The sequence below is a fragment of the Gemmata algarum genome, from assembly GCF_034097035.1.
Classification (GTDB): domain Bacteria; phylum Planctomycetota; class Planctomycetia; order Gemmatales; family Gemmataceae; genus Gemmata; species Gemmata algarum.
Window position 1 is genome coordinate 102,875 of the sequence record NZ_JAXBLV010000099.1, and the last position, 12,279, is coordinate 115,153.

General features: G+C 69.7%; 6 protein-coding genes and 1 pseudogene. 4 read left to right on the forward strand and 3 right to left on the reverse strand.

The genetic code is table 11. The features are described 5' to 3' along the window. The first annotated feature begins 323 nt into the window (after positions 1–323). The 4 genes from R5W23_RS09170 to R5W23_RS09185 all read left to right on the forward strand — a co-directional run bounded on the left by R5W23_RS09170 (position 324) and on the right by R5W23_RS09185 (position 10,433). Complete coding sequence (locus tag R5W23_RS09170; RefSeq protein ID WP_320686072.1) at positions 324–3,689, forward strand: sigma-70 family RNA polymerase sigma factor; 3,366 nt, start codon at positions 324–326, stop codon at positions 3,687–3,689. 217 nt (positions 3,690–3,906) lie between these two features. Beyond that, entirely contained in the window at positions 3,907–5,100 is a 1,194-nt protein-coding gene (locus tag R5W23_RS09175) for a DUF1559 family PulG-like putative transporter (RefSeq protein ID WP_320686073.1), read from the forward strand. Positions 5,101–5,169: 69 nt separating this feature from the next. Beyond that, complete coding sequence (locus R5W23_RS09180; protein ID WP_320686074.1) at positions 5,170–5,682, forward strand: carboxypeptidase-like regulatory domain-containing protein; 513 nt, start codon at positions 5,170–5,172, stop codon at positions 5,680–5,682. Positions 5,683–6,962: 1,280 nt separating this feature from the next. Next, on the forward strand, positions 6,963–10,433 hold the full coding sequence (locus R5W23_RS09185) for a hypothetical protein (protein ID WP_320686075.1): 3,471 nt from the start codon (positions 6,963–6,965) through the stop codon (positions 10,431–10,433). A gap of 199 nt (positions 10,434–10,632) precedes the next feature. Here the strand turns inward: R5W23_RS09185 and R5W23_RS09190 are convergent, their stop codons facing one another. The 3 genes and pseudogenes from R5W23_RS09190 to R5W23_RS09200 form a co-directional block, all read right to left on the reverse strand. After that, complete coding sequence (locus R5W23_RS09190; protein WP_320686076.1) at positions 10,633–11,484, reverse strand: Hpt domain-containing protein; 852 nt, start codon at positions 11,482–11,484, stop codon at positions 10,633–10,635. Between the two features lie 121 nt (positions 11,485–11,605). Further along, entirely contained in the window at positions 11,606–11,971 is a 366-nt protein-coding gene (locus R5W23_RS09195) for a response regulator (RefSeq protein ID WP_320686077.1), read from the reverse strand. Between the two features lie 11 nt (positions 11,972–11,982). Continuing rightward, positions 11,983–12,279 (reverse strand): annotated as a pseudogene (locus R5W23_RS09200) (hypothetical protein); the annotation flags it as partial.

A 12,279-nucleotide genomic window follows, 5' to 3' on the forward strand; every position in this document is an offset into this window, starting at 1 on the left:
GGAGTTTATTGAAGTGGGGGGCGAGAAGCGGCTTCCGAGTATGAACGGCGAGACGAGGCTTGATCCTGTGGAGAATAGCACTCGACGCGCTCAAACAGCCTAATTCAATCTCTGCGTAGCCCTGACGCCACGAGGCCGCGGTTGTGCAACGCAAGTAGGCCACCACCGGTATTGCAAGCCGGGTACGAAATCATGGGCGTCGCGAACAACGACGACATCGCTTCCGAAGCCGTCCGGAATTTCTCAAATCTTTTACGAAATTTGCTTGGGTTTTCCCTGCGGCCGCTGACTAACGAGTAAGGAGCGGTCACCGGAGCTACTGCATGGGACGGCACGTGCCGGACGGGTTCACCCACTACCTCCGCGGGTTGGCCCGCACGTTACGAGACGACCCGCGGCCGGACGCCGAGTTGCTCACCGCGTTCATTGGCGGGGAGCAAGCCGCGTTCACCGCCCTGGTGGTTCGACACGCCCCGTGCGTTTGGGCTTCGTGCCGGCGCGTGCTGGGCGACGACGCGGCGGCCGAGGACGCCGAGGACGCTTTCCAGGCCAGTTTCATCGCGCTCGCCCGCCAGTCGCGGGTTGCTCCGCCCACGTCGGTCGCGGGTTGGCTCAGCCAGGTCGCCCGCCGCGTGTCGCTCAACGTCCGTGCGTCCGCCCGCCGCCGCGCCGCCGCGCACCGCCGGCTGTACGAAATGGCGGCCCCCCGCACTGACGGCCCGCCGCCCGATGACGAGCTGCGCGCGGCGGTTCGGGAGGAGTTGGCCGGTCTGCCAGAGCGGCTCCGCGTTCCGCTGGGCTTGTACTACCTGGAGGGGAAAACGCAGGCCGAGGTCGGGCGCCTCCTCGGGGTCACGGAGCAGGCGGCGGCGCAGCGCCTGCGGCGCGGGCTGGACGCGCTCCGGGGCCGACTGGCCTTGCGCGGCGCGACGGTGACGACAATCGTCCTGGCCGCCATCCTCGGCGACCTGCCGACCGTCGATGCCGTCCCGCCCGGGTTGGTCGAGGCCGCCGCCGAAGCGGCATTCGAGGCCGGCGGCACGGCGGTGACGACTGCCGCGCGGCTGGCTCAGGACGCTCTCCGGGCCTCGGGCGGGTCGCGGCACGGCCTGTACGGCTTGGTGCTGGTCGCCGTCGCCGGTACCGCCTGTGCGGGCGCGGTCTGGTCCGAGCCCGACAAAACCGACCGGCCGGTGCCCGTCACGCCCGCGGCGAGCGAACCGCCGGCCGGCCGGCTCGACCGGTTCGGCGACCCGCTCCCGGACAAGGCCCTCGTCCGGATCGGGACCAACCGCCTCCGCACCGCGCAACTCACCGGCGATGCGTCGCTCGCGCTCTCGCGCGACGGAGCAACCATCTACTCCGCGGACGGCCGGGCCGCGGTGCGGGTGTGGGACGCGGCCAGCGGCCGGGAGTCGCAAGTCATCACCGGCCCCCCGCAGTGCATGTCGGTTGCGGTTTCGCCCGACGGGCGCTGGCTCGCGGCCGGCGGGATGTTCGAGGTGTGGGCCTGGGAGATCGGGCCGGACGGCCCACAGTTCCGGTGGAAGCGGAAGCCGAAGGGGATCGCCTACCGGTCGCTGGCGTTTGCCCCGGACGGGCGGACCGTGGCGTGCGGCGGGGACGACGAGCACGCTATTCACCTGCTCGCGGCGGCTACCGGAGAAACAACCTGCACGCTCGACGGGCGTGGGCACAAGCTGGTCTATTCGCACGACGGCCGGAGCCTCGCCTCGTGGGACCGCGCCCGCATGAGCGAAGTGTGCGTGTGGGACGTGGCCGCGGCGGAGAAGCGGCGCGTCCTCTCCTGCGGCCGCGACCGGGCCGGCTGGGTGACCAGCTTCGCGTTCTCGGCCGACGACCGGACCGTCGTCACCGCCGGGCGGGACCGAACCATCCGCCTCTGGGACCTCGCCACCGGCCGGCCGCGCGTCCTCACGGACGCCGCCAGCAACAACCCGTTCGTCGCGTTCGATGCGGACGGGGGCGTGCTGATCGAGGCCGGCGACCGCCGGGTCCGGTTCTGGGACCCGGCGACGGGCAAGGCGGCCCGGCCGACGGTCGAGGCCCCCGACATGACACTGAACCTCATCTTCGACGCCTGCCGGGTGTCGGCCGACGGGCGCCGGATCGCGTCGGCCACGTCCACGACGATCGGGGTGTGGGACCTGCGCACGGGCCGGGCGATCGGCCCCACCGGGGCGCCGCCCGGGTACGTGGCCTCGGTCGCGTTCGCCCCGGACGGGCAGACCGTCGGGCTGATCGCGTCGGCCGGCGAGTTCCTGTTCGTGACCCAGTTGTACGACGCCCGAACCGGCCGGCACCGGGGCGAGTTCCAAACGAGCGGGGAAGGCCAAGGCATCGTCGGGATGTCCGCGCCGATCGCGGTCGCCGCGAAGGGGGAAATCGTGGCGGCGGGGGCGCGGGTCCGCCTCGCACGCGAGTTCGCGATCACCGGGCTCTGCTTCTCGTGGAGGCCGGGAGAAAAGGCTCTTGCGGCCGAAACCGTGGTGGCCGGAACGGGGGTCGGCGGCGGCACCGGCCTTCTGCCGGCCCCGGCCCTGTCGCGGGACGGCCGGTTGCTCGCGACGAACCGGTCGGGCGGCGTCGTTGTAGTGGACCGGACGTCCGGGACCACGGTTGCGACGATCAACATCGGACCGGTCACGCAGCTCGTCTTCTCGCCCGACGGCGGGTCGATGGCGTGCTGGGAGCCCGGTGCCGAGAATACGACCGTTTCCGTCTGGGACACACGAACGGGAACGCGGCGCGGCCGTTGGACGGTCAACGCCGCGCCCCACGCACCGGCCCCCCCGCTGGCCCTTTCTCCGGGCGGAACGCGGCTGGCGATCGGCTCTCCCGTCTTCAGCCCCGGGAACGACACCGGGTCGGTCAGGGTGTGGAACGTGGCGACCGGGGAGCGGGCGTGGGAGGCGTCGCTGCCGACCAACCCCGCTTGCGCGGTGGAGTTCTCGGGCGACGGACGGGCCGTGGCCACCGGCGGGGCTGACGGCGTGGTGCGGGTGTGGGAGGCGCAGAGCGGACTGGAGCGGTTCCACCGCGCCGGGCACCGGGGGCCGGTGCTGGCGCTCGCGTTCTCCCCGGACGGCCAGCGGATGGCGTCCGGGGGCGCCGACGCCACGGCCCTCGTTTGGGACGTGCGGCCGGACCGGGCGCCGCCGGCGGCCACGCCCGGGGCGTATTGGGACGCTCTGACCGGCCGGGACGGTCCCGCCGCCTACGGGGCGGTTCGGGCGCTCGCCAACGACCCGGCGACCGCCGTTCCGCTGCTCAAAGAGCGCCTCACGGCCCCGCCGCCGCCGCCCGAGCAGGTCAAACGGTGGATCGCGGAACTGGGGGACGAGCGGTTCGCGGTCCGGGAAGCCGCCACACGGGCCCTGGCCCACCAGGGCGCGACAATCGAGCCCTCGCTGCGTGCGGCGCTGCGGGCCGACCCTCCGGCGGAAGCGGCGACCCGGTTGAAGGACCTGCTGCGGGAGTTGGGGCCGCGCTCGGCGCACAAATTGGGGGCCGTGCGGGGCGTCGAGGTGCTGGAGCTGATGGGCACCCCGGCCGCCCTCACACTTTTGCGAGAACTCGCCGAAGCGCCGGCCGACACGCTCCTCGGCCAGGAGGCCCGCGCCGCATGCCGGCGGCTCGCCGAGGTGGGACGAACACCGGCCCCGTGACGCCCCGGGTCCGCCTCCGTTCCGGAGCGGAACCGTACCGGAAGCACGCCGCGGATGGGATAACAGGCTCACGCGCTTCGCCGACGAAATAGGCGGGCGGGCCGGCAACGTGTCGGTTGGTGATCGGTTCGACTCGCACGCCCTCTCCCTTTCGATCCGGACGCTCTTCAGAGCGGTGGGCTTCGGCCCGTATTTATTTCCTTCGGGAGGTTGGATCATGTCGATCACTCCGTATCTCGCCCCGCCACACGAGACGGGCCGGGGCACACGTTCTCACCGCCCCCCGGCCCCCCGCCCGGCCGGGTTCACGCTGATCGAGTTGCTGGTGGTGATCGCGATCATTGCGATCCTGATCGGCCTGCTCCTCCCCGCCGTCCAAAAGGTGCGGGCGGCCGCGGCCCGCATGAAGTGCGCCAACAGCCTCAAGCAAGTGGCCCTCGGGCTGCACGGCTTCGAGAGCACCCGGGGCCGGTTCCCGCCGGCGGCGGCCCCGGTCTCCGGTGACAGCTTCCAGACGCCGCAGGGCCGGTACCGCGGCTCGCCGAAGGACGTCAGCAACAACCGGATGGGCCGGTACAACTGGGTGATGGTGACGCTGCCGTACGTCGAGGCGGACGCCTACTACCAGAAGGCCGTGGAGACCGAGGGCGCGGGCCTCAACAACCCGGCATCGCCGTACTACGCCGGCGGGCGCAGCGGGCTCGCGGCGAGCCTGCCGAAGTTGTTCCTCTGCCCGGCCGAATCGATCGCGGACCCGGTGTACGCGAGGGCCGCGCCGTTCGACCCGTCCGGCGCGACCACCTACACCAGCCTGTGCAGCTACGTCATCAACAGCGGCACGTACCTGCACAGCGGCAACCCGGGCGACGACGAGCAGTTCGACGTGCCGGACGACGGCGTGGGGTACTGGAGCTCGGCCACCCAGATCACGCACATCATCGACGGCACCAGCAACACGCTGCTGCTCGGCGAGCGGGCGTTCACCGACCCGGCCTACGAGATCGTGGCCAAAGCGGTCATCAGCGAGCAACTCGCCGCGATGGGCTACCCGGCCGCCTATTACGACCTACTGAGCGGGCTCTTCGGCGACCGCCTCGATGCGCTCGGCGTGTGGGACGGTGCCACCCCGAACGACTTCGTGTCGCCGCGCGGGTACGCGGTGTCGGGCACCCCGATCAACTACCGCATCCAGCTCACCCCGGGCCAGCTCGCCAACCCGTCCGGCTCGGACCCGGCCTTCCTCCTGGCGTACGCCCAGCGCCGCCGGGCCTACGGCAGCGGTCACCCGAGCGGCGCGAACTTCGCGTTCGTTGACGGCTCGGTGCGGTTCCTGAACAGCGCCACGCCGTTCCAGCTCCTGCGCAACGTGAGCAGCATCGCGGGCGGCGAGGTGGTTCCCGGGGACTTCTAACCGCATCCACACCCGTCCGGCCCGCGGCGGCGCCGCGCCGGTATACATCCATACATACTTGGTGAGCCCATGCTCCGGGTCGACACGCGGATCGTGCTGTTCTGGTTAGCGGTTGCGGCCGTGGGGCTCGCGCCCGGGTGCGGCAGGACCCAAGACGTGTGCCTTGTCGAAGGGCGCGTGACACAGGGCGGGCGCGGGGTGCCTGGCATCGCGGTCATGTTCATCCCGGTCGCACAGGGGGCACAGCCGGCCGCCCGCTCGACCGGCATCACGGACGAAAACGGCCGCTACGCGCTGGCGTCTGACGACGGGCGGGCCGGGGTTGCGGCGGGCACCTACCGCGTGTGCCTGATCGACACGCGGGCGCTGTCCCGCCCCGCGGTCGCGCTACCGGCCGCCGTCATCAAGCACCTCGGGCCGCCCAAATTGGACCCGTCCAAGACCCAGGCGACCTCGTCGCGCGTGGCACTCGCGTACAACGACCCGGAGCGGACGCCGATCCCGCCGGTCGAAGCCAAGCCGGGGCCTCAAGTGTTCGATTTCGACGTGCCCGTTCTGCCGAAGCCGGCACCGGGGAAGTGACCCGAGCCGACAACATGGCTCTCGCCGGCTCCGGGTCACACCTTCTACTGCCCGGGCGCCGCCGCGATTCGGCGCCCGGGTAGCAGGAACTACAGTGGTTAAAGTGGCGGCACACGTGGTGACGAACGTACGATTGGGTGCTGGCGCCAGGATTTGTGGCACGTGCCACAGTTCGACCGCGCCCGCCGATAAGGACTTCGGGTCAAAAGTCGTCAGGTCAGCAAGTCGTAAAGTCGCAAACTATCATTATCAGTGTGTTTGTGACTTTACGAATTTCGACGATCGGACTTTTGACCCGAAGTCCTAAACATCAATAATCGCTCTATCGCAATCGCTTTGAGCCACACGGCCGCACGCGCGGGATGCGCGGCGGGCCCTTGCGCATATGCGCCCTCCAGCTCGTACCGGCCCCACCGCAGGCATCTTCAGATGCCAATTTTCAGGTACGTCAGGGGTTCTTGGCGTCGCACTCGTGCGAACTCGCGGTTTGCCCATTTTTTCTGACACGAAGACACAATCTATCAGTTGACAATCGTGAGAATTCGATAGGTTCGAGGCGTGTTCGTCTCGGACATGGAACGGTACGAGAACCGCTGATCGCTGACCGCGTCATTGCAACGAGCAAATATCGCGAAAGGTTACGATTCCGAGGTTTTCAGTGGGGCGCTGGGCCGAAAGGTCGCGCGCGTGCGGAGGCACGCGAGTTCGAGGAGTGTTGTGCTCGCGCGACCGGATCGACCCGATCGGTCGCAACTCCACGTCCATCGCGCACCTCTACCGCCACGCGCAAAGGCGTACCACTCCAAAGGAACGCCCCGACCGCGTGCGAAGTGTCCTGCTCCCAAGCGCAAGATGGTCCAACGGACCCGTTGGTGCCTAGCCGGCGGTCCAAGACGATCCGTATGAACAGCTCTCTTGGATCCGGTTGCCCTTGTGCCTCGGCCGCGGTTACGCCACAGACCTTCAGCCCCGCTCTCGCAGGTGCAACGGTCCGTCCGTCCGCCGGTGATTCTTGAAAATATGCGTGCGAGTTCATTTGGTGTTGAGTGAAATGGGAGTTGAGGTGCGCGGCCGGTTCAAGTCCCGATACTGGGCGCGGCACACAATAAAATCATACGCTAGTTGAATTAATGACGGCCTGCGCGGCACGACCTCAACACGGAGAGCCGCACGGGTCGCGCCCGACCGAGGGTCGGACCGGTTCGAAGCGGGGCCAATCAAGCCGATGTTGTCGTTGCGGTGGTTTCGCACCGGCGGGCTATTTTTCGAGGAGAAACAGGATGCCGCGTTCGCGCTCTTTGCGACTGGTGGTGGCTCACTCCCCCCGACCGCTGTCGGTCCTCGGCCTGGTGCTGGCGCTGGCGGGCGCGGCGCAAGCCCTGTCCCCGTTCAACACTGGGGAGGCCCGAAAGAGCGTCGTGTCTTTCAAGCGGATCCCCCCGGCCCCTGGGCCGGCCGTCGGTTCCGGCGTCCTCGTCCGCGACGGCAGCGTGACCTCCACCAACCGGCACGTGGGCCTCTCGTCGCCCTCCCGACCGGACGAGCGGCCGGTCACCCCCCCGACGGCCCCGCGGGTCGATGCAAAGCCGGGCGAGTTGCCAGGCGCCGCGCCCGAACTCGACAAGGCGCCGCTCTTCGACCTGACGAAGGGAGCCGGACTGCCCGGCTATCTGAAGGCATCGCCGACCATGCTCGGGGACGCCCGCGGGCTCCGCGGCGGCGAGGCACGGGTCACGGCACCCGACCTGGGGGGCAAGGATTTCACCTTCGACGTCCTGTTCCGGTTCGACGACGACGAGCGCGCGATCGGCCTGATGGGCGTGACCACGGCCGGCCCCGCCACCCGGGCGTTCGACGCGAGCGTCGGCTCACGCGTTCACGGACCGGGGTTCGGCGGCTACGCGACCCTCAGCATCACCGGTAAGGCGGAGGGCCAGCTGGGAGGGAGGGCGTTCAAGACGGCCGGCCCGCACCTGTTCCGGATCGACAAGAAGGGCGACGCGCTGACGTTGGCCATCGGCGAATGGAAGGACGGCAAATTCGGCCCGTACTCCGTCAAAACCCTCGCCATCTCGAAGGACGCCCCCGTTCTCGCCAAGGAGGGCGGGGTTCCGTTCTTCGGTCACGACGCCACGTACCTGGGCGTGCGGCTGGCCGTGGACGGGAAGGCGGTCGATCCCGGGAAGCCGGCCCCGGCTCCGGCGGACGTATCGAAGGTCCCGTTCACCCCGCTCGGCGGAGCCAGCCCGCTCCCGGCCTACCTCGCCACCGACGCGGCCGGGCTCGCGGACAAGGACGGGCTCCGTCTCGACAAGGCCGCGTATCGAACGAACATCGCCGGGCTCATCGACAAGGACTTTGTTTTCGACTTCCGGTTCCAGTTCCAGGAAGGGGAGCGGGGCATTTTCGTCGTCGGGCTCGCGGGCGAAAAGGGCGCGGGCGTCAGCTCTCGGGTTCACGGGCCGGGGTACGGCGGGTACGGCACGCTCGCCATTTCCGGCCAGGAAGAGTTGCAGCTGGGGGCGTTCAAAACGGCCGGCCCGCACCTGTTCCGGATCGAGAAGCGCGGCCCGGTGCTGACGCTCGCGATCGGGGCGGAAAAGGACGGGGCGTTCGTCCCGACCGCGGCCAAGATGATCCCGCGGCTCGCAACGGTCGCCCCGCACCTGACCCCGCAAGCGTGCGCGGTGTTCGTGTCCGGGGGCGGGGGGAGGTTGGAAGCGGTACGTTTCGTGGTCAACGGGAAAGCGGTTCCCGCGAGTGCCGCCGGCGGTCCGAAGGTGGGCGACCCCAAGACAACGGGTCCGAAGACGGCGGCCCCCAAGACCGCGGCCGCAGCGAACGGCATTGAGGGCCGAGAGCATCTGATCCGGCTGGCCGACGCGCCGCTCCCGTCGTACCTCAGCGCGCAGCCCGGTCTCACGTTCGAGCCCGCCGGCGGGCTCGTGCTTCGTGACCGCCTGGTTCGCACCACGGCGGCGGACTTCGCCACCAAGGACTTCACCCTCGACGTGGTGTTCCGGTTCAAAGACAAGGAGCAGGCGATCTGCGTGGTCGGGATCGGGGCCGCCGCCCCACGGCCCGGCGGCGGCATAGACCTGAAGGACAGCGTCTGCTCCCGGCTCCACGGGCCCGGGCACGGGGGCTACGGGACGGTGACCGTTTCCGGACAGGAGGAGCGCGGGCTCGGCGCCTACAAAACGGAGGGCCCGCACCTGTTCCGGCTCCGGAAGAAGGGGAACGTGCTCACGATGGCGGTGTGCATTGGGTTCAGCGGCCGGTTCACCGCCGACATCGAGCAATCGATCACCGACCTGAAGGCGGCCGCCCCGTTCTTGACCAGAGAGAACAGTTGGCTCTTTTTCGGCGCGGGTGGGGGCGTGGAGTCGGTCCGCTTGGCGGTCGACGGCGAACCGATCGAATCCCGGGACCTGGCACTGAACCTCCCGGCCCGGGTGGTCGCCGGGCGGGCGCTGAAGCGCCCGCTGGTTTCGACCCCGGGGAGCAAGACGTTCGCGGTGGCGGCCGGCCCGAAGGGGTTCGCCGTTACTGCCGACGGCAAGACCTCCTGGGTACCGGCCGTCGAGCAACTCGGCCGCCACGAGGTCCGCATCAACGTCGCCGGCCCGAAGGAAACGGTACAAGCCGTTCTCGCGATCGAGGTGGTCTCGGCTGCGGACGCCGATGCCGTCGGCGGGGACCTGTCCAAGATCGACCGCCTGTACCGCCTGCCGCTGGCCGCCGAACCGGCCCACATCGCCCCCGGGTTCGACCGGGCGTCCCTGCTGCTGGTGGAGGGGGAACGGCTGCGGCGGTTAACCGGCGGCGGGCTCACGGTGAAGGAGGAGCTGCGCCTGCCCGCCAAATACGAGCGGCTGTTCGAGCGGGAGGGGTATTTCGTTGGCCTCTCCGACGAGAAGAAGGCCCTGCACGTGATCGACAAGAAGACGCTGAAGGTGCGGCGCAGCGTTAAGATGGACTACCGGGCCAGGACCGACCTGGCCCCGCACCCGACCCGGGCGGTCTGCTACGTGTGCGTGGTGACCGGCGGGGACGGCCCGCCGGCCCGGATCCTGATCGTCGAGGAGGACACCGGCGACGTGCTCGAACCGGCCGGGCTGTTCGGCTCGTGGGCCGTGGTGTCGCCCGACGGGCGCGAGCTCTACGCCGGCTACCGGGAGACCTACCAGAAGGGGGCGCGGCTGCTGTTCAACCCGGACCGGATCCACGTCGTTCCGGAGTACGGGACGTTCGACGCCCTGATCGTGTACGACATCACCCGCGACACGCCGGCGATGCGGCGGCTCAAGGAGGGGCCGGGGGGGAACGGGAGCGGGGTGGTGATGTCACCGGACGGCAAGCGCCTGACCTACCTGTCGCACACCGGCTATCCGGTGTCGTCCGGCGAGATCCCGGCGTGGACGCCGACATCCTTTGACAAGCGGCCGGTCGGCTACCCGACCAAGGAGCATCAGGCGTCCACCGCGTGGATCGCGTACCACCCGACACTGAACATCGCGGCGGTGCCGGCCAAGGGAGGGGTGGTGTGCTACGACCGGGAGACGGGCGATGCCCAACCGAAGCGGGCGGACCTGACGTACCCGTCGCTTCGGGACGTGACGGCGAAGCGGGTCTACTTTTCGCCCGACGGCCGACACCTGCTGCTCGAGTGCGAAGACAGCGGGGGGCGCTCCTTGCGACGGGTTCGTCTCAACCTGACGCCCGCCGAAGCCGCCAAGTTATCGAAGTGAGGACGTGGTCCGAAGAACAGATGAAACGCGGGCGGGGACCCGGGGAGCCCTGGATCTGGTCTGAGCCGAGCCCCTGTGGGCGACCCAGATGGACCCGGTTCGGGTCACCGTCCAGAACACCTGCGCGTGCGTTCCCGGCACCGGGGCGATGAGCGGTGCCGTGCCGTCTCGCATCGCGTCCCGCACCCGCGCCATCGTATCAGGTGCCCTCAAGCTCTGCGAGAGCGGTGGGCAGGTGCGTCGTGACCCAGTTCAGCAACTGCCCGAGGGCGGCTTCGTAATCGAGGAGCGCTTGCGGTGCGGCACACCGCGAACCGTCGCCGGCCGCCCCGCTTGCGGCCGCCGGGTGTGCATCGCAGGCCGTAATTCCGAGCGAGCTGCCGGCATCAACGAACGCGAACACCTGCTCGAGTTCGCTTCGCGGCTGTTGCGTGTCGAGTACGACCACCCACTCCAAATAGCTCTGGGCCGGGTCCAGGGCGTCGATCTCGGGCACGCGGCGGGTGTCGACCGCGACGGACCGGACCGTACCGCGTTTGGCGAGGTTCCGGAGCAGCAGCAGCGGATCAGGGCCGTCGGTCAGGAGCAGCGGCCCCGGCACAAAGGTCACACGAAAGGTCCCGGATTCAGGCCCCGCCGTCCGTGGCGAGAGGGGAGCCGCGGCCGGGCCGGCGCCGGCCGCCGCGTTGAGTGCGGCGATCAACTCATCGGGGGCGCGCGGTGCCCCCCCGCCGCGCGTCGCGGCGAACAGCACGTTCAATCCGTCCACCGCGCGGAACAGCAGATCGATGCGATCGCGCGTGACCGGCAGTTGGCCCTTCCGGATGCGATCGAGCAACTGCTCCAGGGCGTGTGTGAGCCGGGTGATGGCGTCGAACCCGAACAGCCCGCTGCCCCCTTTGATCGAATGGGCGGCCCGGAACACCGCGTTCAGCACCTCGGCGTCCGCGGCCCCGTCGTTGACGCTCAGCAGCCCTGATTCGAGGGCGGCGAGGTTCTCGTCCGCCTCGTCCAAGAACGTGGCCAGCAACTGATCGCTCTCGGTAGGCATCGTTCGACTCGCGACATGGTTTTCGGCAGCAAGCGACACCGCGGCGGCGCCCGCCGTCACGCGGGCGCCGCCGTTCTGAGGGACTGTTACGGTCGGTCGTCCCCCGACCGAAAGCGGCCGATCAGGGGAGCAGGTCGCGAACGACCTGCACGAGCTGCGCGGCCTTGAACGGCTTCACGATCCACCCGGTGGCCCCGGCCGCCTTGCCCTGCTGCTTCATCTCGACCTGGGATTCGGTGGTCAGCATCAGGATCGGGGTCGTCTTCGTTTGCGGACGCATGCGGGCCTGCTTCACGAACGTGAGGCCGTCCATCACCGGCATGTTGACGTCGCTGATGATGATGTCCACCCGGGCGCCGGCCAGCTTGTCCAGCGCCTCTTGACCGTTGGCCGCCTCGAGGACGGCGAACTGCGCGTCCGTCAGGGCCAGCGCGACCATTTGCCGGAACGTGAGCGAGTCGTCGACGATGAGTGCCGTTTTGACCATCGGAGTGTCCCTTAAAAGAGTTCGATCGATCCCGGGGCGGAGTCGCCCGCGGGGGCCGGGTCCTGCACCGCGACCTGGTTCAGGATTTGGCGCTCGGACTGCATGGTGGCGCGCGCCCGCAGGCGGCCGAGCAGCTGCCCGGTTCGGCTGTCGTCCCCGGACTCCAGCGCGTCCCGGGCCTCGCGCAGGGCGATCCCCGCGTGGTCCAGTTGCTGGTTGACGGCGTCCTGGAACTGGAGCGCGGTCATGGCGTCCTCGATGTCCGCGGCGAGCTGCTCGGCGCCGGCCGCGCCGGCCTTCACCTCGGT

Bases quoted from the DNA above. Each gene is read 5' to 3' on its own strand.
- R5W23_RS09175 (WP_320686073.1), top strand. From the start codon at position 3,907: ATGTCGATCACTCCGTATCTCGCCCCGCCACACGAGACGGGCCGGGGC.
- R5W23_RS09170 (WP_320686072.1), top strand. From the start codon at position 324: ATGGGACGGCACGTGCCGGACGGGTTCACCCACTACCTCCGCGGGTTG.
- R5W23_RS09195 (WP_320686077.1), bottom strand. From the start codon at position 11,971: ATGGTCAAAACGGCACTCATCGTCGACGACTCGCTCACGTTCCGGCAA.
- R5W23_RS09190 (WP_320686076.1), bottom strand. From the start codon at position 11,484: ATGCCTACCGAGAGCGATCAGTTGCTGGCCACGTTCTTGGACGAGGCG.
- R5W23_RS09185 (WP_320686075.1), top strand. From the start codon at position 6,963: ATGCCGCGTTCGCGCTCTTTGCGACTGGTGGTGGCTCACTCCCCCCGA.
- R5W23_RS09180 (WP_320686074.1), top strand. From the start codon at position 5,170: ATGCTCCGGGTCGACACGCGGATCGTGCTGTTCTGGTTAGCGGTTGCG.